General features: G+C 39.5%; 28 protein-coding genes and 2 tRNA genes. 15 read left to right on the top strand and 15 right to left on the bottom strand.

The features are described from left to right. Window positions 1-186 precede the first annotated feature (186 nt). Complete coding sequence (locus ABS766_RS12870; RefSeq protein WP_408085595.1) at window positions 187-636, bottom strand: 6-pyruvoyl trahydropterin synthase family protein; 450 nt, start codon at window positions 634-636, stop codon at window positions 187-189. A gap of 104 nt (window positions 637-740) precedes the next feature. On the opposite strand from ABS766_RS12870, the gene ABS766_RS12875 reads away from it, so the two are divergent. Further along, window positions 741-1373 carry a 2OG-Fe(II) oxygenase gene (locus ABS766_RS12875; protein ID WP_408085596.1) on the top strand — a complete coding sequence of 211 codons (633 nt, stop codon included), beginning with the start codon at window positions 741-743 and terminating at the stop codon, window positions 1371-1373. Here ABS766_RS12875 and ABS766_RS12880 read toward each other — a convergent pair. Next, on the bottom strand, window positions 1366-2127 hold the full coding sequence (locus ABS766_RS12880) for an enoyl-CoA hydratase/isomerase family protein (RefSeq protein WP_408085597.1): 762 nt from the start codon (window positions 2125-2127) through the stop codon (window positions 1366-1368). The two genes, ABS766_RS12875 and ABS766_RS12880, sit on opposite strands and share 8 nt — an antisense overlap. Before the next feature lie 124 nt (window positions 2128-2251). Here ABS766_RS12880 and ABS766_RS12885 point away from each other — a divergent pair. Further along, window positions 2252-2325: transfer RNA gene (locus ABS766_RS12885), tRNA-Ala, on the top strand. A gap of 596 nt (window positions 2326-2921) precedes the next feature. Here ABS766_RS12885 and ABS766_RS12890 read toward each other — a convergent pair. Next, complete coding sequence (locus tag ABS766_RS12890; RefSeq protein ID WP_408085598.1) at window positions 2922-3164, bottom strand: Crp/Fnr family transcriptional regulator; 243 nt, start codon at window positions 3162-3164, stop codon at window positions 2922-2924. Window positions 3165-3331: 167 nt separating this feature from the next. Between ABS766_RS12890 and ABS766_RS12895 the strand changes: the two genes are divergently transcribed. The 6 genes from ABS766_RS12895 to ABS766_RS12920 all read left to right on the top strand — a co-directional run bounded on the left by ABS766_RS12895 (window position 3332) and on the right by ABS766_RS12920 (window position 9602). Then, window positions 3332-3841, top strand: coding sequence for an RNA polymerase sigma factor (locus ABS766_RS12895; protein WP_408085599.1), 510 nt, complete (start codon window positions 3332-3334; stop codon window positions 3839-3841). Window positions 3842-3898: 57 nt separating this feature from the next. Next, the gene (locus ABS766_RS12900) at window positions 3899-4108 is read left to right on the top strand and encodes a hypothetical protein (RefSeq protein WP_408085600.1); all 210 of its coding nucleotides are present in this window, start codon (window positions 3899-3901) and stop codon (window positions 4106-4108) included. Between the two features lie 11 nt (window positions 4109-4119). Beyond that, window positions 4120-4953, top strand: a complete 834-nt coding sequence (locus ABS766_RS12905) for a FecR family protein (RefSeq protein ID WP_408085601.1) — start codon at window positions 4120-4122, stop codon at window positions 4951-4953. 99 nt (window positions 4954-5052) lie between these two features. Next, window positions 5053-7680: a carboxypeptidase-like regulatory domain-containing protein gene (locus ABS766_RS12910; protein WP_408085602.1), complete on the top strand. Its 2628-nt coding sequence runs from the start codon at window positions 5053-5055 to the stop codon at window positions 7678-7680. 5 nt (window positions 7681-7685) lie between these two features. Continuing rightward, a complete protein-coding gene (locus ABS766_RS12915) occupies window positions 7686-8513 on the top strand; it encodes a DUF4249 domain-containing protein (protein ID WP_408085603.1) in 828 nt (275 codons plus the stop codon). A gap of 249 nt (window positions 8514-8762) precedes the next feature. Beyond that, the gene (locus tag ABS766_RS12920) at window positions 8763-9602 is read left to right on the top strand and encodes a sialate O-acetylesterase (RefSeq protein ID WP_408085604.1); all 840 of its coding nucleotides are present in this window, start codon (window positions 8763-8765) and stop codon (window positions 9600-9602) included. Between the two features lie 549 nt (window positions 9603-10151). Here the strand turns inward: ABS766_RS12920 and ABS766_RS12925 are convergent. The 4 genes from ABS766_RS12925 to ABS766_RS12940 all read right to left on the bottom strand — a co-directional run bounded on the left by ABS766_RS12925 (window position 10152) and on the right by ABS766_RS12940 (window position 13271). After that, window positions 10152-10239 (bottom strand) — tRNA-Ser (locus tag ABS766_RS12925). A gap of 43 nt (window positions 10240-10282) precedes the next feature. Continuing rightward, window positions 10283-11314, bottom strand: a complete 1032-nt coding sequence (locus ABS766_RS12930) for an asparaginase (RefSeq protein WP_408085606.1) — start codon at window positions 11312-11314, stop codon at window positions 10283-10285. Then, on the bottom strand, window positions 11304-12434 hold the full coding sequence (locus tag ABS766_RS12935; protein ID WP_408085607.1) for a 1-acyl-sn-glycerol-3-phosphate acyltransferase: 1131 nt from the start codon (window positions 12432-12434) through the stop codon (window positions 11304-11306). Before ABS766_RS12935 ends, ABS766_RS12930 begins: the two co-directional genes overlap by 11 nt. Window positions 12435-12503: 69 nt before the next feature. Beyond that, window positions 12504-13271 carry a TatD family hydrolase gene (locus ABS766_RS12940; protein WP_408085608.1) on the bottom strand — a complete coding sequence of 256 codons (768 nt, stop codon included), beginning with the start codon at window positions 13269-13271 and terminating at the stop codon, window positions 12504-12506. Window positions 13272-13366: 95 nt separating this feature from the next. On the opposite strand from ABS766_RS12940, the gene ABS766_RS12945 reads away from it, so the two are divergent. Continuing rightward, the gene (locus tag ABS766_RS12945) at window positions 13367-13804 is read left to right on the top strand and encodes a retropepsin-like aspartic protease (RefSeq protein ID WP_408085609.1); all 438 of its coding nucleotides are present in this window, start codon (window positions 13367-13369) and stop codon (window positions 13802-13804) included. A gap of 47 nt (window positions 13805-13851) precedes the next feature. On the opposite strand, the gene ABS766_RS12950 is transcribed toward ABS766_RS12945, so the two are convergent. Next, a complete protein-coding gene (locus tag ABS766_RS12950) occupies window positions 13852-14169 on the bottom strand; it encodes an HPF/RaiA family ribosome-associated protein (protein ID WP_408085610.1) in 318 nt (105 codons plus the stop codon). 268 nt (window positions 14170-14437) lie between these two features. On the opposite strand from ABS766_RS12950, the gene ABS766_RS12955 reads away from it, so the two are divergent. Together ABS766_RS12955 and ABS766_RS12960 are read left to right on the top strand one after the other, a co-directional pair. Further along, window positions 14438-15526: a mechanosensitive ion channel family protein gene (locus ABS766_RS12955; protein ID WP_408085611.1), complete on the top strand. Its 1089-nt coding sequence runs from the start codon at window positions 14438-14440 to the stop codon at window positions 15524-15526. Continuing rightward, window positions 15501-16268: an SDR family oxidoreductase gene (locus ABS766_RS12960; protein WP_408085612.1), complete on the top strand. Its 768-nt coding sequence runs from the start codon at window positions 15501-15503 to the stop codon at window positions 16266-16268. The genes ABS766_RS12955 and ABS766_RS12960 overlap by 26 nt, the downstream gene beginning before the upstream one ends. 150 nt (window positions 16269-16418) lie before the next feature. On the opposite strand, the gene ABS766_RS12965 is transcribed toward ABS766_RS12960, so the two are convergent. Together ABS766_RS12965 and ABS766_RS12970 are read right to left on the bottom strand one after the other, a co-directional pair. Further along, window positions 16419-18461, bottom strand: a complete 2043-nt coding sequence (locus tag ABS766_RS12965) for an insulinase family protein (RefSeq protein WP_408085613.1) — start codon at window positions 18459-18461, stop codon at window positions 16419-16421. Between the two features lie 11 nt (window positions 18462-18472). After that, the gene (locus tag ABS766_RS12970; RefSeq protein WP_408085614.1) at window positions 18473-19798 is read right to left on the bottom strand and encodes a M16 family metallopeptidase; all 1326 of its coding nucleotides are present in this window, start codon (window positions 19796-19798) and stop codon (window positions 18473-18475) included. A gap of 193 nt (window positions 19799-19991) precedes the next feature. Between ABS766_RS12970 and rplU the strand changes: the two genes are divergently transcribed. From rplU to ABS766_RS12985, 3 genes are all read left to right on the top strand, one after another. After that, window positions 19992-20357, top strand: coding sequence for a 50S ribosomal protein L21 (rplU, locus tag ABS766_RS12975; protein ID WP_408085615.1), 366 nt, complete (start codon window positions 19992-19994; stop codon window positions 20355-20357). 28 nt (window positions 20358-20385) lie between these two features. Then, window positions 20386-20646 (top strand): 50S ribosomal protein L27, encoded by a 261-nt coding sequence (gene rpmA, locus ABS766_RS12980; RefSeq protein ID WP_408085616.1) that lies wholly within the window; start codon window positions 20386-20388, stop codon window positions 20644-20646. 93 nt (window positions 20647-20739) lie between these two features. Further along, the gene (locus ABS766_RS12985; RefSeq protein WP_408085617.1) at window positions 20740-21357 is read left to right on the top strand and encodes a hypothetical protein; all 618 of its coding nucleotides are present in this window, start codon (window positions 20740-20742) and stop codon (window positions 21355-21357) included. A 57-nt stretch (window positions 21358-21414) separates the two neighbouring features. On the opposite strand, the gene ABS766_RS12990 is transcribed toward ABS766_RS12985, so the two are convergent. The 3 genes from ABS766_RS12990 to aat all read right to left on the bottom strand — a co-directional run bounded on the left by ABS766_RS12990 (window position 21415) and on the right by aat (window position 22999). After that, a complete protein-coding gene (locus ABS766_RS12990; protein WP_408085618.1) occupies window positions 21415-21885 on the bottom strand; it encodes a hypothetical protein in 471 nt (156 codons plus the stop codon). 87 nt (window positions 21886-21972) lie between these two features. After that, the gene (locus tag ABS766_RS12995; RefSeq protein WP_408085619.1) at window positions 21973-22353 is read right to left on the bottom strand and encodes a hypothetical protein; all 381 of its coding nucleotides are present in this window, start codon (window positions 22351-22353) and stop codon (window positions 21973-21975) included. 10 nt (window positions 22354-22363) lie between these two features. Then, complete coding sequence (gene aat, locus ABS766_RS13000; protein WP_408085669.1) at window positions 22364-22999, bottom strand: leucyl/phenylalanyl-tRNA--protein transferase; 636 nt, start codon at window positions 22997-22999, stop codon at window positions 22364-22366. Window positions 23000-23100: 101 nt separating this feature from the next. Between aat and ABS766_RS13005 the strand changes: the two genes are divergently transcribed. After that, a complete protein-coding gene (locus ABS766_RS13005) occupies window positions 23101-23739 on the top strand; it encodes a hypothetical protein (RefSeq protein WP_408085620.1) in 639 nt (212 codons plus the stop codon). Between the two features lie 48 nt (window positions 23740-23787). Here ABS766_RS13005 and ABS766_RS13010 read toward each other — a convergent pair whose 3' ends face one another. Together ABS766_RS13010 and ABS766_RS13015 are read right to left on the bottom strand one after the other, a co-directional pair. Continuing rightward, window positions 23788-24222, bottom strand: coding sequence for a DUF3127 domain-containing protein (locus ABS766_RS13010; protein ID WP_408085621.1), 435 nt, complete (start codon window positions 24220-24222; stop codon window positions 23788-23790). 54 nt (window positions 24223-24276) lie between these two features. Next, window positions 24277-25161, bottom strand: coding sequence for a flavin reductase family protein (locus ABS766_RS13015; RefSeq protein ID WP_408085622.1), 885 nt, complete (start codon window positions 25159-25161; stop codon window positions 24277-24279). Window positions 25162-25172 lie beyond the last annotated feature (11 nt).

Consider the following 25172-nt stretch of genomic DNA (forward strand, 5'->3'; position numbering starts at 1 on the left):
TGTAAAGCAAACTGTACCGAAGAGGAGCATGCTAAAAACAGGAGAAGTGAGTTTGTTATTGTGAAGAAAGGTGAGGAAAAAAAATAAACGCTAATCTCTAAATAGTATATAAAAAATAAACCCTGCCAAACGGCAGGGTTTATTTTTTATATAAACTCATTGAGCTTTATAAGGTTATTTGAAAATCTAATTATCGCTTTGATACCATTCTGCAAATGAAGTTTCGGTTTCCTGTAGTTTGAGGGAGTAGAGCTTAATATTTTCAGGTAGCCTGCGTTTAATTTTTTCTGCAAAATCTATAACCATATTTTCGCTTGTAGGCTGGTAATCTACTAAAATTACATCATGCCCGCGACTTTTAAGTTCATTAGCGAGTTCCAGGTGTGGTGTATTTTGGTTAAATACTGTTGCATGGTCAAATACATCAACAATTTCTTCTTTTACTATGTGTTTCAGGTCACCAAAATCTATTACCATGCCATATTTTACGTGCTTGCTGTTAGTAATGGGTGTGCCTATAACGGTAACAGAAAGCTTGTAGCTATGCCCATGGACATTCTTGCATTTTCCATCATAGCCGTACAATGCATGGCCGGTTTCAAAATTAAATTGTTTGGTAATCCTGATTTTGCTCATTTTATAGTAATTATTACGCAAATTTACTAAATTAAAACGGCTCAATTATTTTTTATCAACATAACTGTTTTCAAACTATATTTGTCCGCTTTTAATTAGTGGCTATGTACGCGGAAAATAATCCTTTTTACGAAAAGGTAATTGATGACATTGCGCATCAACATTATAGTGTGGCGGATAATTTTTTTACGCTCGATGAAATTTCCGCCCTGCGGGATGGCCTTCTTGTTAAATATGAAGAGGATCAGTTCAAAAAATCAGCAATTGGTAACCAGTTTAACGAACAGGTTGTTAAAGCTATACGTGGTGATTTTATTTGCTGGCTGGATGCACAAAATATGGGTGAGGCAGAGAAACATTTTTTTTCTAAAATAAATGACTTTGTGGATTACCTTAATAGAACCTGTTTTTTAGGCATTGTTGAAAAAGAATTTCATTATGCCATTTATCCTCCGGGAACATATTATAAGCGCCATCTGGATGCTTTTGTAAATGATGACCGTCGCAGGCTTTCTATAGTATGTTACTTAAATGATGAAGACTGGCAAAACGATTATGGCGGAGAACTGGCTATCTATTTAAACAAAGATGGTAAAGAACAAGTAGTGGATATTTATCCCTTACCCGGCAGAATGGTTATTTTTGAAAGCCAGTTACTGGAACATGAAGTGAAGCCGGTAAAGCATGAAAGACTAAGTATTACCGGATGGTTAAAAACAAGGGGGCAGGCTATTTAAATTTATCAAGGGCATTTTTTGTAAACTCTGACATTGCCAGCCTTCCTGTTATTTTGGCTCTTTCGGACAAAAGTTGATCCCAATCATCAGTACCTTCCCAAAATATTTTTTTTAATGCATAAAGGGCTTCCGGATTCTGGGCAGATAAGTGTGCCGCCATTTTGTTTACTTCTTCAGTTAAAAGCTCTACTGTTGGCAATATTTTATTATAAAAACCTTTTTGTAATGCCCAATCACTGCTTTTCCATTCAGTGTCAAGGCTCATTTCAGCTAATGCACTGGTTCCGCACTTTTTTATTATAGCCGGAGCAATAACAAAAGGGCCTATACCAATGTTAATTTCAGGCAGGCGTATAGAGGCCTTTACGGTAGCTATTGCATAATCACAAGCAGCAATAAGGCCAACGCCACCCCCGGCGGCTTTACCCTGAATGGCCCCGATAATTATTTTTCCGCATGCCCTCATAGCATTAATTACATTGGCAAATCCCGAAAAATAAACAGCACCTTCTTCATAATTGGATATATGCTGCAATTCTGTAAAAGATGCTCCGGCGCAAAAAGTACCATTGCCTGAACTTTTAAGTACAATAACGTGCACCTCATGGTTATGTGCCAAGGTGTTAAATGTGCTGGAAAGCTGTTTTAAAAGCGCTGAAGGCAACGAATTTGCCGCTGGATGGCAAAACTCAACCCAAGCTGTGTTATTCATTATAGAAGTGGTTATTTCCCCGTTTTTATTTTCTGTTATCATTTAAAGTTCGTTTAGATATTGAAATTTACAAAATTGACAGGGGTATAGAAACTTTTTTTTAAAATTGTTTATTATTTGTAATGTGAAGTGATTTTATACTATATTTGCAAACGCAAAATTTAATGGGGATGTAGCTCAGCTGGCTAGAGCGCTTGCATGGCATGCAAGAGGTCGTGGGTTCGACTCCCATCTTCTCCACAAATAAAAATCGAAAATCCTTGTAATTTAAACAGTTATAAGGTTTTTGTGTTTTTAGTTATCCGTTTTGTATTAAATAATTCTCCTGATTATTAATCACTAACCAATATGCAATGGACAATTTACTCAATAAATAACCTCCATTTGATTAATCAGGTCTTTTATTTTGCTTTCATCGCTTTCACTGTTAAATAAATTTTCGCTTGGGAATTTCATTCCAGTATGAACTATTTTAGAGCGTAATGTATATAAAGCATTAAATTTCTTTTTATTGTTCTCATTATTGCCAATATATTTCAGAAGATAATCACGATATTTTTTTGACACACTATATTTTGGCTGGCCACATTCGCTACATTTGGGCGGCTTAAATTCTCTATTTTCATAATTAACCATTGTTTCAATTGAAGTAAATGCAGAGATTACAGATAATGTCTTTTTATACTGTCTAAGTTCAACAGCTGAAACATGATGTGATATTGCCGTGTCAATGATTTTTTTAGTTTCTTTATCCAGAAGATAATACGCATCTAAACCTAAAAAATCAAATCTGGGAATGTAATAACAGTATTGCTATAATAATTGCTAATTTATTGTTAATTTACAAAATTGCCTTCATCCACAAAATAATTGGTAACTTCTTCACCCTTGTTGTTGTAATAACAAAAGCGGAACACGCCTTCTAAAACGAAACCCACATAGCGGGGCACCTTACCGGCTTCAGAGAGGTAGTCGTCTTTTTTAAATTCAAGCATTTCAACCTTGCTGAGTAAAAACTCGATTTGCTGTTTGTTCAAGTCACCAAATTGCAGGATAAGATTAATGAGTGCTTCCATCATGTAAAGATAATGCACAGCGCAAAGCAGTCATTTACTATATAGTAAAAAAATAGAACACGCCGACACCAACTTATTTTTATTGCGAAAACATTATAGTGAGCCTTGTTAAAATTTGTCAATACTATAACGTTAAAAAACGAGTTATATTCATACCTTGAAACAAACTCATGACCAACAGTAACCTTATTAAGAAACTTAAGGAAGGCGACCAAAAAGCCTACCAGGAGGTATATATGGCCTATTTTGACCGGCTTGTGCAGGTTGCCAAAAAGTTTGATTTTAAATTCCTTACACCTCACGACCTGGTTCAGGAAACGTTTTTGCACCTCTACAAGCAGCGTGACCTGCTAAAAGAAGACGTACTGTTTGACAAGCAGCTTTTTGTAATGTGCAAAAATCTGATTATTAACCATCTTAACCGCGAAAATAAGGTCATACCCCTCGACCCGCATAAATTTCAGGTTCCGGCGGAAGAAGACATCCAACACAATTTTGAGGCCCAGAGGCTCAAGCTAAACCAGCTGCTGGACCAGCTGCCTGAGCAGCAGCGCAAAATATTTACCCTCCACAAACTGGACAACTATTCGTATCGTGAGATAGCTGAAATTACTAACCTTTCAGAGAAAACGATAGCCAACCACATTTATCTGGCTACAAAATTTATTAAAAAAAGTTAGCTTTTCATTAGGAACTTTTTTTTCGCCATTTGTTATACCCCAAAACAGCACTTGATTATGGGGCTTGCAGTATTTAAAACCAGCGTTACTACACAGCAACAGGCAGACCACCTGCTGCACCTTTTACGCCAGCGCATATCAGATGGCGTAATTTATTTCCACCCGCAGGGGACTGTGCACAATTGCCATATACAAACCAACCGCGATATTACCGATATAGCCTGCGCCTTTTTTAACAATGAAGGCTTTGACTGCCAGAAACTTTAAAAATATATACTATGCACGAAAAAGACATTGAAAAGAAGATGCAGGAAGCCTGGAACGCCCCGGTAACTCAACAATCGCAAACTGATAAGGAAGCCCTGTGGCAGCAATTTGCCAGCGAGGCCTTCCCGGCTAAGAAAAAACGCACATGGCTGTACCCGGCAGTGGCGGTATTTGTGGCGTCATTAGCCATAGCGGCTTATTTTACAGTGGTCAGCACAAGTAATGGTAATAGCGCGCTGGCCTATACCATTATAGAAAACCCGTCCACCATAATCAAGAAGGTTATTTTACCCGATAGTTCTGTGGTAGAGCTGGAACCCAAAGCCGAGATCCGCTATGGCGAAAACTTTACGTACAACCGTAACGTAAAGCTAACCGGCGAAGCCTCTTTCAGCGTTCAGAAGGACAGGCAGCATCCTTTTAGCGTAAACTGCGGCGAAACCACAACAACAGTGCTGGGCACCTGTTTTACGGTTAACGGCACTACCCAAAACAGCGTGCAGGTAAACCTGTATGAAGGTAGTGTGCAAATGAATGTAAAAGGCAGCAAGAGCAGCTGGATACTATCGCCCGGAGAAGAGTTTGAGTACGAAAACGGCTTGGTAACAGTAGAGGCGTTCAACCGTTTCCGTGATTTTAACAATACAGAGCTAAGCATCATAATAGCCTATATAAAAAACAATTACGGCTATAGTGTAGACATACCCGCAGAATACCTCATAAAAAAAATTACCCTGCGGCTTAATAAAAAGGAGGAGCTTGAAAATGTAGTGGGCATCATTGCCCATATCTATGAACTAAAACCCACAATAGATGAAAAAGTAAAGAAAATCACCTTACAGTAAAAATGCAAAAGGATGCCATAGCCGCGAAACTAAACATCCTTTCATGATTAAACAGAGTCTCGAAAACCCTCTTAACCTATTTCAAAAATACAAAAATTTATGAAGCATTTATTTTCAGCATGCTTTTTACTCTTTAGCCTGGCCCTTTTTGGGCAGCAGGTAACCCTTACGCTTACAAAAGGAGCCACTTTAAAAGAGATATTTGGCACAATAGAGCAGCAAACTGACTTTAAGTTTGCCTTTACAGACCAAATAGACCTTACCCAGAAATATACCGGGGAAAACGTTGGTCTTAAAGGCGCTACCATACAGCAGGTGCTCTACGCGCTAGGCAAAAACCTGCCATTTAAGTTCACCATTGCTGGCTACAATATCACGGTAAAGCGTGCAGCAACACTTGCGCCTGCATCAAAAAAGCTGGGGTCATACATACTTTCAGGCACGGTTACAGACGATAAGCAGGAAACCTTGGTGGCAGCCAACATACATATTTTAGAGACAGATGCATGGATCAGCACCGATGAAAACGGTAAATTCTCGGTAACACTTCCTCAAGGCGATTATTCACTTGAAACCAGCTTCATTGGCCTTAAAAAAAACAGCCTGAAGGTAAGCCTGTCTAAAAATACTAGCATAAATATTGGTATGCGGGAAGATGCCGAAACGCTGGATGAGCTGGTTATAACCCAAAACAAAAAGGCAGTAGACATCCGTAAGCCACAAATGAGTGTTAACAGCCTAACCTCTGCTGAAATTAAAAAAATACCGGTAGCCATGGGCGAACCTGATTTATTAAAATCGCTCATGACGTTGCCCGGCGTTACCAATGCCGGTGAGCTTTCTTCGGGCATAAACGTGCGCGGAGGCGCGGCTGACCAAAACTTGGTGCTCTTAGACGATGCACCTATCTTCAGCGATTCGCACATGTTTGGCTTCTTTTCGGTTTTCAATGCCGATGCCGTTAAAAGCCTAGACCTGTATAAAGGCGGCATACCCTCTAAATTTGGCGGCAGGGTGTCGTCTATATTAGATGTGCAACAGCAACCGGGTACTAACGACAGCCTCAGGTTTAACGGAGGTATAGGACTTATATCGAGCAAGTTGCTTATAGAAGGCCCTGTGCAGGGCGACAAGAGCTCGTTTATGGTGGCAGGCCGCACCTCTTATGCCCACCTGTTCCTTAAGTTGGCAGATAACAACAACTCGGCCATGTTTTATGATGTTAATGCCCGTTTTAACCAGAAGGTTAACGAAAACAACAGCCTCCATTTTTCGGGTTACTTAGGCCGAGACAAATTTGATATAGGTAACAACTTTTCCAGCAGCTATGGCAACACTATGGCAAACCTGAAGTGGAAACACAGTTTTTCAGATAACCTGCAAACCGCGCTTATGATGTTTTATAGCGATTACAAGTTTAAAGTAGGTGTTGGTTTTGAAGGGCTGGACTGGGACAGCGGCATTGCTACCTACGGCTTAAAATATGACTGGCTGCACAAGGCGGGCGAAAATTTCAGCTTTAATTATGGTATAGAAACCTCTTATTATGATTTTAACCCCGGCACGCTGAATCCTGTAAGTGAAGATTCGCAGTTTAACTACCAGCAGTTCCAGAAAAAGTATGCCCTGGAGCCATCGGCCTACCTGGATATTGAACAAAAAATCACCGATAAGCTCAACCTACGCTATGGCGTGCGCTATAGCATGTTTTACCGCTTTGGCCAGGAAGAGGTTAACATGTATGAAAACAGCAACCCGGTGCTGTACAACCCCACGTTTGGCATATATGAAGAAGCCGACCCTATAGGCACTATTAGTTACGGCCGTGGTGATAAAATAGCCAGCTTCAGCAACTTTGAGCCACGTGCTGCACTGTCATATACGCTTAACGAAGACCAGTCGTTTAAGGCCAGCTACAACCGGATGGCACAGTACCTGCACATTATTGCCAACACGCAGTCTCCGCTGCCACTGAACATCTGGACACCCAGCGGGCCTTACATAAAGCCGCAGTTGCTGGACCAGTATGCCCTGGGCTATTTCAGGAATTTTAGAAATAAGGAATACTCGCTTGAAACCGAGGTGTTTTACAAAAACATTAAAAACCGCATAGACTATGTAGACGGCGCCGATATTTTTGCCAATGAGCAAATTGAAACCGTACTGCTAAACGGCAAGGCGCGCTCTTACGGGCTTGAAGTATTATTCCGCAAAAATACCGGCCCCTTTACGGGATGGGTATCCTACACCCTTAGCAGGGCAGAGCAAAAAACCGAAGGCAGGACACCCGAAGAGCCCGGCATAGCCAAAGGCGGTTGGTACCTTTCGGCTTACGATAAGCTGCATAACCTGAACGTCACCTGTAGCTATGCCTTTAGCCCCAAGTGGTCATTCAACGCTAACTTCACGCTGCAGTCGGGCCGTCCGGTTACCTTCCCTAATGGATACTTTGATTTTGGCGGCATACAAGTGCCGAATTATTCGGAGCGTAATAAAGACCGCCTGCCGGCCTACCACCACCTTGACCTGGCCGCTACCTACACCCCGAAGCCCAACAAGAAAAAAGGCTGGCAAAGCGAGTGGGTATTTAGTATTTACAATGCGTATGGCCGTAAAAATGCGGCATCCATAACTTTTGGCGCTAACGAAGATACGGGCGCAAATGAGGCTACCCGCCTGTCTATATTTGGCATACTGCCCAGTATTTCTTATAACTTTAAATTTTAATTCCAATGAAAAAGAAGAACGTAACCTTATATAAGCATATTATAGTATTGATACTGGTAAGCTTTAGCTTGGTGTCGTGTGAAGACGTTATCCAGGCCGACCTTGATACCGGCGAGGCTAAGCTGGTCGTAGATGCCGAAATACTGTGGCAAAAAGGCACTGACGGGGCTGTGCAAACTATAAAAATAAGCCGCATGGCGGCCTACTACAATCCCCAAACCCCGAAAGTAACGGGTGCTGTTGTTTACATCTCAAACAGTGCAGGTACCCAGTTTGCCTTTGAAGAAACAGCGCCGGGGATTTATACCTGCACAAGTTTCGTACCTGTGCTTAACGAAAACTACACCCTGCATGTAGCCGCCGACGGGCAGGAGTATACCGCTAACGAAACCCTGATGCCTGTTGCTGAAATAGACCACACCGAACAAAGCGAGAATGGAGGCTTTTCTGGCGATGAACCCGAGGTTGCCATTTATTTTAACGATCCGGCTGGGCAGGCTAATTACTACCTCACCAGCTTTATAACCCATACACTGCCCTACCCTGATTATTATCTTTCCGATGACGAGCTTACTGACGGCAATGCCATTAGAGCCGATTACAGCCATGATGATTTAGTAGCTGGGGACGCACTTCAAATTACAGTAAGGGGTATTTCGCACCAATTTTACAACTATATGAACCTGATTCTGAGTGCGGCTGACTCAGACCCGTTTAGTACCCCTCCCGCTAACATTAAAGGTAATATACTCAATATTGAGGGTAATGGCACCCCCGCGCTGGGGTACTTCAGGCTTTCTGAAACGGATTATATCGAGTATATAATGCAATAACTTCTGCCAAAGCCCAGTAACCATATGCGCTTGGCAGAATAGGTACTGTTGTTCCGAAAATAACGATTTTATTTCGCGTTATCTAAAGGACTACAGGAGCAAGCCTTGGTTACCATGTTTAGTGATCGTTGTTGTTAAATATGATAGTGGCAGTTCTGCACACAAACTGTATCGTCTGTTACCTTTAGGAATTTCATCTATCATTTGTGTAATTTTTCTTATTTTCGAGCCAATATTAATACAAAGGCAATGCTGAATTCGTTTTTAATGATAGGTCAATCAAACATGGCTGGCCGTGGGTTTTTAAAAGATGTTCCCTTAATTTACAATCATCATATTAAAATGCTTAGAAACGGACGTTGGCAAACCATGTGGGAACCTATTAATTATGACCGCCCAAATGCCGGTGTTGGCCTTGCCGCTTCTTTTGCTGCCGCGTGGCATTTAGAAAATCAGGACAGTCAAATTGGGTTGATTCCATGTGCAGACGGAGGAACTAGCTTAGATGATTGGAATATTGATGGAGCCTTATTTCAAAATGCGGTTTCTCAAGCCAAACTTGCTCAAAAAACCAGCAATTTAAAAGGTATTCTATGGCATCAGGGGGAAAATGATTGTCAGCCAGAAAGCGCACAAAAATACGGTGAAAAATTTGCTGTAATAGTTGAAAAATTACGTGAGGAACTCGGTGATAATGTTATACCGTTACTTATTGGCGGACTAGGGGATTTTTTGACTGACGGTATTTATGGGGCTTATTTTGCATCCTACCAAAAAGTAAATGAAGCATTGGAAAAATTTGCCCAAAACACACATAACTGTTACTTTATTACAGCTACTGGTTTAACTGCAAACCCTGATAATATTCACATCGATGCACAATCTCAAAGAATTTTTGGAATTCGTTATTTTGAAGGTTTCTGGAAAAAGAAGCACATATTAAAACCTCTTGAAAACGAAAGTGAATTGGTAGACACTATATACCAGCGTACCCTAACCAAAGAAGAACAGAAAGGCTTTCTCGATATTCAGTTTTCTATGGGATATTTATCACTAGAAGCTTATACATCTAAAGTTTCCGGGTTATAGTATTAGCTGGAATTTATAAAACCTACGCCAGGCTTATACGCTTGGCGTAGGTTTTTATAAACAATGTATGATTACAGATTATCAATAGCTTCCTATACCGGGACCTCTCCATCGTGCATGCTTATCACTTTTTTAAAATGTTAGAACGATCTAATATTTTTGAAAGAGTTTTCTCAACATTTTCAATAGAATTCTCTTTATGATGCGCTACATTAAATTCTATTAAGCCAAAGCTTTTAGTCTCAGTTAAGGCTATCGGTTGCAAATGGCATAGTTCAATTTTGTCTGATGTAAAAACAGGTCAACATAATGCTTAGCCAGGTAATAATTTGTAAGGCTGGCAAGGCCTTCCTGTTTGCATTTTTCAGCAGATAAAGAATGTATTGTATTAGCTAATAATACTGAATGTTTTTATTTTCTGATACCTGCATTGTTTTACAGAGCCGTGTAAATCTATTTGTAATAAGTTTTTCCCAGGAACCTGATACAAAATACACAGCTCTATGGTCTCAGGCACCTTGTTTTGAAAAGCTAAAAAAATCGTTTCAGCAGAGAGGAAGGGATTCGAACCCTCGATGCCCTTTTGGAGCATACACACTTTCCAGGCGTGCGCCTTCGACCACTCGGCCACCTCTCTAAATAATGGCTGCAAAAATACTATAAATAGGGTAATAAAAAAATTATAAACTCATTTCACCACATAAGGGTGTTTCAAACTGCTCTTTAAAGTTATGGGGGGCTGTTTCTTTACCTAAAAGATACATCATTTTGGTTATTGCCGCTTCGGTTGTAATATCTGCGCCGGATATTACCCCTATCTCTTTTAACAGGGTGCTGGTTTCATATTGCCCCATATTTACCCTTCCTCCGGAGCATTGTGTAACATTAACTATATGCAGCCCTTTTTCTATGGCTTTTTGCAAAATACCAACAAACCAGTGAGAAGAAGGTGCATTACCAGAGCCATACGTTTCTAAAATAACACCCTTGAGCCCGGGTATGGATAGCATAGCCTGGAGTACGGTAGCGTTAATTCCAGGAAATAATTTTACTATAGCTACATTACCGTCTAATGTGTAATTAATCTGCAGGCCAGATTTGATTTCAGGTGCATACAGTGCAGCATCATTAATTTTTAGATGTACGCCGGATTCTGCCAAAGCAGGGTAATTTGGAGATGTAAAAGCATGAAAATGTTCGGCGCTTATTTTGGTTGTGCGGTTACCGCGATACAGTTTATACTCAAAATAAAGGCATACTTCTTTAATTACTGAGGTTCCATTTTCCTGCAGGGAGGCAATTTGTATGGCTGTAATGAGGTTTTCTTTAGCATCGGTACGTAAATCGCCAATGGGGAGTTGAGACCCTGTAAGGATTATGGGTTTAGCCAGGTTTTGTACTATAAAGCTAAGTGCAGATGCTGTGTAGCTCATAGTATCGCTGCCATGCAGTACTACAAAGCCATCAAAAGCATCATAATGGGCTATAATAATTTGTGCTATCTTTTCCCATTGCGAGGGATCCATGTTAGAGGAATCAATAGGGGCTTCAAACGAAAACGTTTCAATATCGCAATCCAACTGCTTTAATTCAGGTATCTGCTGCAGTAGTTTTTTAAAGTTGAAGACTTTTAAAGCCCCCGTTTCAAAATTTTTCACCATACCGATGGTGCCTCCGGTATAAAGCAATAAAATTTTGGGTTTAGGCATCATGATACTTCATTTTGTTTATCACAGGGTTGGCATACATGGCCAGAAAACCATCCCGCATAATTTTATTTTCTATATCAATGCGCATTTCAAGCCTGCGTTCAAAAAGCTGCTTTTCTTTTTCAGTATACTGGTCAGAAAACAATTCTGAATTGTTTAAAAGATCATATGCAATATAATTGGTAGGCCATAGTTTATATCCGCTTATCACAGCATCATCTATAACCTGCGCCAAGGCTTGTATTTGCTTATTAGCGTTATCAAATTCATCCAGCACATTTAATTCAGTGTCCAAAACCTTACCTATGTGAAGGTGAATGCGTTTTTTCTGGCCCATTATACCGCTAAGCAGGGTATTAAAATCTTCATTTTTACTTTTCACATACACCTCATCGTTTGCCTGAGCCATAAGCTGGGGCATTTTTAGCGCATCTGTAGGGTCATATTCATACGATATAGAAACAGGTACAATTTTTATTTTTTTAAAATATTCCGCAAGGCTTGGCTCATCTGATGCCATGGCAATCATTTTAAGTACGCCCTGTTGTGTTATATCGTTGCCATCTTTGGTACGCCCTTCGCGCTGTGCAATCCACACCGACCTGTTTTCCCGGCTTATTAGCTGGTAAATGTATTCAGACATCAATTTTGATGACATGAGTAATTCACGCGGAGAGAGTTCTCTTTGTACCAGAAAATTACGGTTAAGCCGCGAAAGGGTATGTATGAAAGGTTTTTTCACCAGGTTATCACCAATAGCTGAAGCCGTCATTATAAGTCCGTGTTCCCATAGCGACACATTTAGTAAAGAGGTGTCCAGAATAATATCCCGGTGGTTTGAAATATAAAGGTAAGAGGTATGTTTTTCCAGATTTTCAAAGCCGGAAGTGGTTAACCCTTCAGAGCTTTTTTTGAGTACCATTTGTATGGCATGGTAAATAAAATTAGCCTGAAAATCGCGTTTGCTGTGTGTGCGCTTTAGTTGTTCCATCCACACGGCATCCTCTATGTCCGGAAACGCAAAATTCATCAGGGCTTTCATCATTGGGTGGCTAACTACACTGCGTAAAGCCTCGTTAACCTCACTATCATAAAAAGGCCTTATATGATCATATTTCGACATTTATTCCAGATAATTTTTTTAGAATAAGCAAAAGAACAAAAAATAAATGGATTTTGTGGATATTCTTTGTTAAATGCTGTAAATATTACGGGAATTTTGTGTAGTAACGGTTGCTATTTCCTGAATAGTTGTGTTGTATATTTCGGCAAGTTTTTCGGCAATAATTGGTATGTAGGCACTTTCATTGCGTTTACCACGATAAGGAGCCGGAGCCAGGTAAGGCGCATCGGTTTCTAATACAATATTGCTAAGCGGTATCTGGCTTAAAAACTGGTCTATTTTACCATTTTTAAAAGTGGCTACCCCGCCTATGCCCAGCTTCATACCATAACCTATGGCAAGTTGCGCCTGATCAAAAGTGCCGGTAAAGCAGTGGAAAATCCCGAATAATTTTTCATCTTTTTCGCTTTCCAAAACTTCAAAAACCTCTTCAAAAGCATCACGGCAATGTATGTTAATAGGCAGGCCATGTTTTTTTGCCAGTTGTATCTGGTGTTTAAAAGCAAGCTGCTGCTCTTTTAAATAAGTCTTATCCCAGTATAGGTCTATGCCTATTTCGCCAACGGCATAAAATGTATTTTGAGCCAACTGCTGCTCTACATAGGCCAGTTCTTCCCGGTAATTTTCTTTAACATGGGTAGGGTGCAGGCCCATCATCAAAAAAATATTATCAGGATATTGCTGTTGCAGTTTCACCATGCCAGGGGTGCCTTTTGAATCGATAGACGGAATGAACAAACGTTTAACGCCGGCATCTAAAGCACGCTGTATTATTTGCTCACGGTCATCGGCAAAATTTTCGCTGTTTAAGTGGGTATGGGTATCTGTAAAAATCATTTTATTGCATTAAATGCAAAATTACAACTTTACACTTGTATTAGCTTCCTGATTGTATAAATTCCCTTAAATTTGGGTTTTTTGAAAATATAATTATGGAAAACCTTCACGATACGTTAAAACAAAAAGGATATAAACGCATAAGGTTTAAAATTTCTAAAACCCAGCACCTTTTAATTAAAGCGAAAGTAAATGGTATTGAGGGTAATTTTATATTAGATACGGGCGCCAGCAACAGTTGTGTAGGGTTTGAATCGGTTGAGCATTTTTGCCTTATGGCCCGCGACAGCGATGCTAAAGCGGCAGGTGCAGGCGGTGTGGGTATGCTTACAAAATCATCATTAAAAAACTCTATTAAAATGGGCCGTTGGGTTAGTGATGACTTTAACCTGATAATTTTTGATATGCAGCATGTAAACGAGGCATTAAAAGAATTTAAGGCAAAACCCGTTCATGGTATTATAGGTGCCGATGTATTGCAGGAAGGCAAAGCCATAATAGATTATTATAACTTTTGTTTGTATTTAAAGTAAACAATAAACCCATCCTCAAACTGGATGGGTTTATTGTTTATCGCATTTTAATAAGTACGCATCTTATCAAAAGTATGTTCTAATAAATGTTTCAATTTTTCTATAGCGCCGTTTATAGATTTTTCCACGGTATCGGCATGATTGGTTACTGCCATAGGTTTTTTGCCGCTAATATGTACCTCTATAGTACAACGTTTGTCGTCAGAACCTGATTTACTACTGCTGTTTTCGTCGGCAAGATGAATTTCAATATCGGTTATATTGTCTTCAAAACGCTTTAATTTCTGGTTGATTACTTCTGTATAGTACTCTTCCCTTCTTTCGCTTCCTTCAATATGATTGTCTGTTACAATTCTAATTTGCATAATAATTCAGTTTTTTTGTTAAACATCATTTACTTCAAAGTTACGTTTTTCGCAGCTTTTATACATTAAAATTAGTATAACATTAATAATTACGGGATGATATCTGTCATGATTTGTTTTAAAATATTAAGCAGTATAATAATGTTGTTTAACTCAGTTATTATTTAATTGTGCAAAGGCCATTATTATGTTAAACATATCTATAATGGGTTTTCTTTAGGGGGTGTATTCTGTAATTTTAGTGTCCTGAATTTCAAAACCACAGCTTATGAATTTTGATACCGAAACTATCTTGTATCTGGGCATTACGCTGGGCGCTTTGATAGCAGTGTATGCGGTTGCCTTTTTTATCCTGAAAAAAGTAGGGAAAAACCCTAAAAATATACTGCCGGATAATTTTGCCCATCGTATAAAATTGCCTTTGTTATTCTTTTTTATCTCTATTGCTACACGGGTTGTGGCCGCCAGTAAAATTATTAGTGATGAGTACCAAAACCCTATATCCCATATTGGTACTGTTTTATTAATTATTAGTGTTACCTGGTTTTTGATATTGTTTGTGGCACTGGTTAAAAAGGGACTTATCCGTAAATATGATATTACTGCTGCAGATAACCTTAATGCCAGGCGGGTTTATACACAGTTTAGCATACTGGAGCGTGTGGCTAATTTTATAATTGTAATTTTTGCGGTAGGTGCCGTGTTAATGAGTTTTGATAGTATCCGTTCTATTGGGGCCAGTCTTTTTGCTTCTGCCGGTGTTGCGGGTATTATAATAGGTTTTTCAGCTCAAAAGGCATTAGGTACCGTGTTAGCAGGTATGCAAATTGCCATAACCCAGCCCATACGATTAGATGATGTTGTAATTGTAGAAGGTGAATGGGGTTGGATAGAAGATATTTTTCTTACATATGTAGTAGTGCGTATATGGGATAAAAGGCGCCTTATCCTGCCTACTACTTATTTTATTGACAAGCCTTTTCAAAACTGGACACGAAAAAGTGCCGATATTATGGGTACAGTATTTATATATGTAGACTTTAAATTTCCTGTTGAGCCACTTCGTGAAGAGCTTGACCGCTTGCTGGAAAGCGTTAAAGGTGATTTATGGGACGGACAGGGAAAGGTGCTACAGGTTACCAATGCTTCAGAAAAAGGTATTGAGCTAAGGGCGCTCATGACCAGTAAAAGCTCGCCCATTAATTGGGATTTGAGGGTGTTTATACGTGAAAAACTGATATTGTTTATACAGCAGTATTATCCGCAACATTTACCAAAAACAAGAATTGAGATGCATGAGGAACAACACCTAAAGAAAGATAATAACACTGATGAACAAAACAATGGAACTACCTGATAATTTTATGCCTCAACCTGTTGCGGGTAAAAAAGTACTGGTTACCGGCGGTACAACCGGTATAGGCAGGGCTATAGTATTGCTGCTGGCTTCACAAGGGGCTGATGTGGTATTTTTTGGGCATGAGCAACACCATCTTAATGATGCATTGGTGGATATTTATAAAATAGCTAAAGGCAAGGTGTTTGGGTATGTAGCCGATGTATCTGACGAAAAAGATATACATTATATTTTACAACAGGCCGATGAAAAGCTCGGCGGGCTGGACATTTTAATAAACAATGCCGCCATTGGTTTTAGCAACGTAACCGATGGCAGTTATAAAGACATACAGAAAGTAGTAAACATAAATTTATTGGCATATATGGCTTTTTGTGCGGGCGCTATTGAGCGTATGCAGGTAAAAGGCAGTGGGCACATTGTAAATATTGGATCAATGAGTGCAGAAGTACGTGAAGCTACAGGATCGGTATACGTAGCGACAAAATCAGGTATACAGGGCTTTTCGGTGGCAATGCGCAAACAGGTGAACCCCATGGGTATAAAAGTAAGCCTTATAGAGCCCGGCGCAGTAGACACTGACCTGCAACAAAAGCCAACCCCCGCAAAACTGGAGGATATTGAGTCAGGAGAAATGCTAATGGCCGATGATATAGCCTCAGCAGTATTATACTGCCTTTGCCAGCCCAGCCGTTGCGATGTAGTTGAAATTAAAATAAAGCCACACAACCAGTTAATTTAAAGGGTATCTTGTAACCCTTGTTACTATAATAAAGCATCAAAATAAAAGGCATAAAAAAACAGAAGTAACCCTAAGGCTACTTCTGTCTAAAAAATGTTTTTATTATTAATCCTCTATCACTGTTTTAGGACTGGGAAGGATTATATGTTCTTACTGGAAATCAGCGGCTGTAACCCCTTCGTTAATTTTAACGCTGGTAGCGGTAAGCTCTACTTCTATACCAATATTAACGCTGGTTTTATAAGGTATTTTTACACCTTTAACCTCACGGTAATCTGTAAAAGGAGACATAATAGTCATAGTTTGCCCGCCTGGGCCTTCTACAGTTTGTGATTCGGCTATTTTAAGGCCGCTGTTTACATCATAATAGTAAACTGCATCGCCATTAGTTATAGCATAAGCATCGCTGCCGTTAATGTTTTCTATACCTTTAAGTTTTACATCGGCATTGTCTTTCATTTTTGTTTCTTCAAAAGGATAAGCCGTTTGTTTAAACTCAGCTACATCATCAGCCGAAAGGTCTGCTTTTTGCCCCTGTCCGCTCTGGTAGCCGGAAGTTCCGTTAAATACACGTTTCATTTCCTGGCCCATAACACTCATGCTTTCTGCCAGTTTGTTATCAGAGGTAACTTTTTTGGTAACCTGTAATTTTACACCCTGCACAGTACCTTCATACGTTACCACGAGTGATTTTACGGCATTAACAGCTTTTTCACCACCAATAGCATCAATATATTTATTAAGTACTGTTTTGGCAGTAACACCTGCAGGTATAGGTTTGTTTACAGTAGGTTTTTCTGTAGGATTACCCCATTTATCAAAATATTTGATAGGAATTTTAGAACCTTCAAGCGCAGGAAGTACATCGGCAGCTTTACCTACAATTACTATACGGGCATTATCTGCAGAGAAATATTTTTTAGCAGCATTCCTTATATCTTCAGGAGTAACAGCGTTAACATTTTTAATGTAGTTCTCAAAAAAGTCTTCAGGCAGTTTTTGTGTTTGAGTAAGCAGTGCATAACGGGCTATTGTAGCCGGTTTCTCCATCTGCATTACAAAGTTGCCTATGTATTTTGCTTTTGCAATTCTAAGCTCGTTTTCATCAACAAGGTCAGTCCTTATTTTTTTAAGCTCGTTTAGTATTTCAACTACAGAACTGTCAGTAACCGCATTTCTTACAGAAGTTGATGCTGTAAAATCGTTTACATATTTTCCGCTGCCTACTCTTGAATAAGCGCCATATGTCCAGCCGTGGGCTTCGCGAAGGTTATTAAACAGCCTTCCTTCACCACCACCGCCAAGTATCTGGTTGGCTAATAGTGCAGAAAAATATTCTTTATCTGTCATTTTAAGGTTAACCACATTTGCTACTGCAATTTCAGATTGCACAGCATTTGGCATATCCACAAAATTGATTTGTGTATACTGTACATCTTTAGGGTCGGTATAACTTACGTTTGGTGCCACATCATTTTTCCATTCACCAAACAATTTTTTAACCTCTTTTTTAACCTTTTTAAAATCTACGTCACCCACAATAACCAGGTAAGCGTTACCGGGTACAAAATAGGTTTCATAATTTTTTCTTACATCTTCAAGGCTCACATTATTAATAGTTTCTTCTGTGAGATATTCTCCACTTGGATGTTTTACTCCGTATACAAGTGCATCGGTTACCCTTGAGGCTACTGCAGAAACACTTTTCTCCTGAGATTTAAGAGCTTCTAAAAGCTGTGCTTTTTGTTTATCAAACTCGTCTTGTGTAAACACAGGGTTAAGCGCCCCATCGGCCATCAGTTCTAAAATCCTGTTAGAGTATTTAGAAAGTCCGCTGCCGTAAGCACTTTGTGAGCCAAATTCAATATTGGCCCCCATAAAGTCTACCTCTTCATTAAACTTTTCTTTCGGCATGTTTTTGGTGCCGGTACCCATAAGGGCACTGGTCATATCGCTTACCCCTTTTTTGCTGCCTTCGGCATAGGGTGCATTATCTAACGTTAAACTGTATGATACCCTTGGTAGTTTATGGTTTTCTACTACAAGTACTTTTAATCCGTTATCCAGTGTAAAAGTTTCCGGCTTATTTACGTGTACTGTTGGTACCGGTCCCGGTTTTGGCATAGAGCTGACCTGTGCCTGTGCGGCTACAGTTAAAAATAAGCCTGCTACTAAATATATTACTTTCTTCATAGTTGTTTCTGTTAGTTTTGTTCTGTGTCTTGGGCAGGTACATAATCAAGTACAAGCCTTTGGCCCGGCTTAAGATATTTTTTAGCGGCTTCCCTTATTTCCTCTTTAGTAATAGAGTTGTAAATGTTTATTTCAGTATTAATAAGGTTAGTATCGCCATATAGCAAATAGTATGTTGAAAGGTTATCTGCAATACCTTCTACACTTGCGTTGGCATTTACATAGGTGCTTTCCATCTGGTTTTTCAGTTTTTCAAGTTCCCTGTCAGATATAAGCTCTGTTTGCAGTTTTACAATTTCTTCGTCGGCAGCAGCAAGCACATCCTGTGGTGTAAAGCCCGGCATTGGTATGCCGTATACAAAATATACGCCGTAATCTTCTTCGCTGTAGTTAAAGGCGCCAATCTGCATTGCCTTTTTCTCTTCGTCTACAATCCTTTTATACATCCTTGAGCTTTTACCGTCACTTAATATAGACGATACAAGGTCCAGCACGCGTGCTTCTCTTGTAGTCATGGCAGGTGTGCGGTAAGCAGCTACAATCATAGGTAGTTGTATGTTAGGATCCTCATACTTAGCCTTAATGGTTTGGGTTATAGGAGCCTCTTCAAATTTTTGATGTGTAATAGGTGTGCCTTTAGGTATGTTGGCATAATATTTTTCTACCCATTTTTTTGTTTGGTCTATATCAATATCTCCGGCAACAACCAAAACAGCATTGTTAGGGATATAGAATTTTTTATTGAATGCCCTAAACTCCTCAAGGGTAGCCGCATCAAGGTGATCCATAGATCCGATAGTTGTCCAGCGGTATGGGTGCACGGTAAACATATTTTTCTTTACTTCGGCAAAAAGGGCACCATAAGGCTGATTATCATAACGTAATCTTTTTTCCTCTTTTACCACTTCATTCTGGGTGTCTACCCCAATCTGGTTAATAACAGGGTGCAACATCCTTTCGCTTTCCATCCAAAGCCCAAGCTCTGTATTGTTGCTTGGGAATACTTCATAATAATATGTCCTGTCATCAGTAGTATTGGCGTTATTGTTACCTCCGTTAGAAGATACAATTTTAAACCATTCGCCTCTTCCAATGTTTTCGGTACCTTCAAAAAGCAGGTGTTCAAAAAAGTGGGCAAAACCGGTTCTTTCCGGGTTTTCATCTTTAGAGCCAACATGGTACATTACTGAGGTAACTACAACCGGGGCCGATTTGTCCTGGTGCAGTATAACATGCAAGCCGTTGTCCAGATTATATTCTTCAAATGCCACTTTCTGAGCATATCCCGCTCCGCCAAGCATTAGAAGTGAACCTAAAGCCATTAGTGATTTTTTCATAAAATGTAGTTATTTTGTTTTGCAAATAAGTCTGCAATTTCGGCAATTTGTTACAATTACACTATTTTTTTTTGTTTAAAAGGGTGCAGGAGCTTAAAACACAGATATTTCGAATTATTTTACTGCCTATATTGTCTGATAAATAATAAGTTGTATATTTGCACACTCAAAAAATTAATTAAACCATATTGTTATGTACGCAATCGTAGAGATAGCAGGGCAACAATTTAAAGTTAGCAAAGACCAAAAGGTATTTGTTCACCGTTTAGAAGGTAAAGAAGGCGATGCGATAACTTTCGCAAAAGTACTTTTACTTGATGACAGCGGTAACATTACACTTGGCGCCCCGGCTATAGAAGGTGCTTCAGTAGAAGCTACAGTGCTTCAGCACATTAAAGGAGACAAAGTAATTGTTTTCAAAAAGAAAAGAAGAAAAGGATATAAAGTTAAAAATGGCCACCGCCAGTCTTTAACCCAAATCCAGGTTTCTGGCATTACTTTGCCAGGTGTTAAAAAGAAAGCATCTAAGAAAACCGAAACCGCAGAAACTGCAGAATAAATTACTAACAATTCTAAAATAAAATATCATGGCTCACAAAAAAGGCGTTGGTAGTTCTAAGAACGGAAGGGAATCAGAATCGAAACGTTTAGGCGTTAAGATTTTTGGCGGCCAGGCTGCTATTGCCGGAAACATTATTGTTAGGCAAAGAGGCTCAAGGCACAACCCAGGAGAAAATGTTTACATGGGTAAAGACCATACACTTCATGCAAGAGTTGACGGTGTGGTTAAATTCCAAAAGAAAAAAGATAACAAATCTTATGTGTCTATTGAGCCTTTCCAAGCTTAATACATAAGAATGAATTATATAAGCCTGCTCTATGAGCGGGCTTTTTTTATACTTTTTTTGAGTTTTTGCGTTGAAACACACCAACTTATTATTATGAAAAAACTACTTATTGTTTTAGCTGTTTTTTGTTGTATACCTGCTTTAGCACAAAATATGGAAAATGATACCATACAGTTGAAGGAAGTATTGATAAAGAATAAAAGACCAAAAATACGCCAAACACGTTTTACCTCTATTTGTACAGCCTATGAAAAACTTTTTGGAAAATATGAAATGGTAACTTTGGTAGATGATTTGCCTAAGGGTTATTTACAGTCGGTTACTTTTACATTTAATAAAAAAGCCTCAAGAAAAGATAAAGGTGGTTTTGAGGATACCGAAATAGAGCTAGTTTTTTATGAAGTAACTCCGCAGGGTAAGCCTGGTAACAGAATAGACCATCTTCAGAAAAAGGTTTTGGTGCCGGGAGATTTTTCCGGTAAGATGGAAATAGACCTTGCCTCCATTGCTATAAGGAATGAAGGGAAAATTTACATTGGTATTAAAAAAGGTGAAAAAGGCGATAAACCCAATGCAGCTTTTGAAGTAAACTGTACTTGTGGGATATATGATGACTATATTTCTTACGCCCGGTTTGATGAAACTAAATCCTGGGCTAAAAAAACATTTACTTCAGCTTTTAAAATGCGGGTTAAAGTAGCGGCTGATTAAGCACTATATAGAAAACAACCCCCACTTAACTATAAGCGGGGGATGAGGTGTGTTATATTACTGTAGGTTTTTGTTAATTATTTCATTCCACTTTTTAATCAGCCGTATTTCTTCATTTATATACAGGTTGGCTTCCTCTTCAAAAAAAGTAAGCGAAATGGGTTTATGGCTATTTTTAGGTGTTAGTAAAAGCTCCAGCTTGTTTACTGCATTAATATTGGTTGCTATGGCATTAAACTCTTTTCCTGAATTAATAATGCGGCATGCTGCTATTTGTGAAAGGTCTATATCTGTTGCAGCTTCATTTTTGTTTTTAATGTAGTATAACATTTTATCGGTACTGATGCTAATGGCATAATCATTCCACAAATCATATTGTTCTATAGGGCTGCCATTATTGCCGGCTGCGCTTTTAAGCTTATTGATAATTATTTTTTCTTTATTTTCTCCCTTAATGTGTATTATTGCCAGGGGTACAATTATTATAAGCAGGATAAATATCCCGATTAATGCTATTCTGATATCCATTTAAATTAAATTTTTTAAGTAATGCTGAATAAGGGCATACCCAATTAGTATTGGTTGCCCGAAGAAATTTTAAAAAAATAATGGTTGTTACCAGAAGTAATGAAACGGAAAAATTATATCGGTGCGGGCAAAGCGTATAGACATGCTTTTGCAAAATGCAAGGTAGCGGCAACCGGTACTTTTAAAAAGTTTTGACGCGGTATAACGTGAAAAGCAGGCTTTACTATAGGGGAGTTTGCCGGGTTGCGGATTTTGTTTTACCGCCGGTATAGCGCTTTCGGTATTGAAAAGCGAAGAAGGTAACAGTGCGGCCTGTTTATTAGTATGAAAGTTAGTGTCCTGAAATTTGTTGCCTGTTACATGCAGCGGTACAGATACCTCCCTGTTCCATACAACAGGTACACCCCATATATTTTGGTAGAGGAGTGTAATAATAAATAGTATAAATATCCGCATACTGACTTTCATGGGGGCAAAGTTACAGTTTTAAAGCTTTCAAAAACAAATCGCGCGTAATTTCACTTGCACCAAGGCTTTCTAAATGGTTGTTGTGCACCTGGCAGTCTAACAACCTGTAATTTTTCTGCTGTAGTTTTTTTGCCAGGGTAATAAAAGCCACCTTACTGGCATTGGGTACCAGAGAAAACATGCTCTCCCCACAAAAAATATGCCCAAGGTCAACACCATATAAACCACCCGCCAGTGTGTTGCCCTGCCATACTTCAACCGATTTGGCATAGCCCATTTTATGCAGTTGTATATAAGCATCAGTCATATCATCGGTTATCCAGGTGCCGTTCTGTCCCGGGCGTTTTGTATCCCTGCACTGTTTTATAACCTGCTCAAAAGCAGTATTAAAAGTTACTGTAAATATATTCCGGTTAAGTATATTTCGCATGCTTTTAGATACTTTCAGGTCGTCAAAAAACAGCACCATACGTTCCGGCGGGCACCACCATAGTATAGGTTCATCTTCTTCAAACCACGGAAAAATACCATTACGATAGGCTAATAAAAGCCTTTGCGGCGACAGGTCTCCGCCAATGGCCAGTATGCCCTCTGGTGAGGCAAATTCCGGTGGGGGAAAGTAAAGTTCGCTGGTAAGGAAGTACATGGCAGAAATTATGGGCAAATTTAAAATTTATTTGTCTGGGATACCCTGTAGCCTTTAAAAAATTAAGTAGTTTAGGGGATATTTAAAAATACAGTGTAATTATGAAGATGAGGCGCCTTTTTAGTTTTTTTATAGCAGTTTTGGGTATTGGCAGTATTTACGCGCAGACAGTACAGGAGCATGATACCATTATGCTTCAGGAAGTAGTTTTAAATAAAGAAACAGGTAGCACAAAATTAAAAACACTGAGTTTAAAGGGGCCGTGTTACCATCCGGATAACCTTAATGCAGCGCAGGAAATTATTACCCTGGTATCGGGGCTGCCAGAAGGTTACCTTGAAAACATAACTTTTACCTTTAACCGAAATAATAACCCTGCTAAAGCCGGTAGTACATTTAAGGATACAAAACTGGAACTGGTTTTTTTTGAGGTTGACGAGGACAACCAGCCTGGGCAGGAAATCTATGCCGAAACCAAGATTATTCCATTAAAAGAGGATTTTATAGGCCAGCTTGCTATTGATGTTTCTACGCTTAATATTAAAGTAGAAAAAAACATATTTGTAGGGGTAAAGCGTTTAGAAGCAAGTACGGAAAAAAGCGGAGTTAGTGTAGACTGCCTTTGCAGCGGTCAGGATAAGTATTTTACATTTATCCGGGCAGATGAGGCCAGCCCGTGGAGCCGCCGTTGGGAGTGTGCTGCCATAAGGGTAGATGTTACTGTGGCGGTGCAACGGTAAAATTTACATAGTAATAAAAAATCCCGGCTTATACCGGGAATTTTATTTTTAAAAAGGAAGGTCGTCATGATCTTCTTCTTTATAATTGTTTGCAGGTTCAAAAGCATCATTGGCACTTGGCTGCTGGTAGCCGCCTTGCTGTGGCTGTTGGTATCCCTGTGGGGCATAACCCTGTTGCGGTTGTTGGTAGCCTTGTGGTGCTTCCGGCTGTAGCTTTTCTATACGCCAGCCTTGTATAGAGTTAAAATATTTTGTTTCACCCTGTGGGTTTACCCATTCGCGGCCACGCAGGTTAATAGAAACCTTTACCGGCTCTCCCAATTGGTAACTGTTTAGCAGGTCGCACTTATCCTGTGTAAACTCAATCATTATATGCTGTGGGTATTGCTCATCGGTAGTTACTACCATTTCCCTTTTCCTGAAACCATTGGCACCAAAGGTTTTGGTTTCGTCAATCAATTTAATCCTTCCTGAAACTTCCATAGTATTTGTGGTTTTTTCTACCTGTTACGGTAGCAATCATTACTAAAATATATATTACTTAAAATCTTTTTTTGTGAGGAGCAGTTTCCAGGCATCCTGTACCCGGTCTGCATCAAGATATTCTTTAGCCCTGAGCATTTTTTTAGTAGGGTCATCAGCGCTAAGCAGGGCTTTTGCTTCAAAACTGCCTTTTACAAATATATCAATTTCTTCTTCGGTTGGCAAAGTTTCTGTGTTACCAAGTTTGCCTAAATCATTCCCGTTAAATATACCGCTTTCTTTAATAAAACCGGGTATGGCATCTACACCAATACCCAGTGTGGCAAGGGGTTTTTCTACTTCAAAAAGCCCTTCTCGAGAGCGGGAGTACCAATTGCCGCCAAGGCGTGAAACTAAGTCGATTTTACGCTGGTCTATAGCGCCATTTTCATCCAGTATTTCATCATGTATATGCATTTTGACTACTTCACACAGCACAAGGTTGCCCGCGCCGCCGCCATCGCCCAGGGCAATAATATCATTCACACGGCATTCAAACTGCACCGGGGCTTCAGCTACGCGCATGGGTGCAACAATATCCGAAGGCAACATAGTAAAGCCTGCTTTTTCAAACTCATTTACGCCTTCGGCATATTCGGTACTCGACAGCGATGTTTGCTGTACCATAGTATAGTTTACCACATTTATTACTACCTCGCGGTTTAGTTCAGCATTAATAAGTGTGTGTTTTATAGTATTATCGCGTACACGGCGTGAGGGTGAAAATATTAATATGGGCGGATTGGTGCTAAACAGGTTAAAGAAACTGAATGGGCTAAGGTTGGGTATGCCGTTTTTATCTATAGTACTTGCCAACGCTATGGGCCTGGGGCCTACAGCGCTTTGTAAATAGCCGTGCAGTTTTGGTGTAGGGAGTTCTTTTGGGTCTATAGTAAGCATAATTACATTGT

This window comes from Flavobacterium rhizosphaerae, from assembly GCF_046000445.1.
Lineage (GTDB): Bacteria > Bacteroidota > Bacteroidia > Flavobacteriales > Flavobacteriaceae > Flavobacterium > Flavobacterium rhizosphaerae.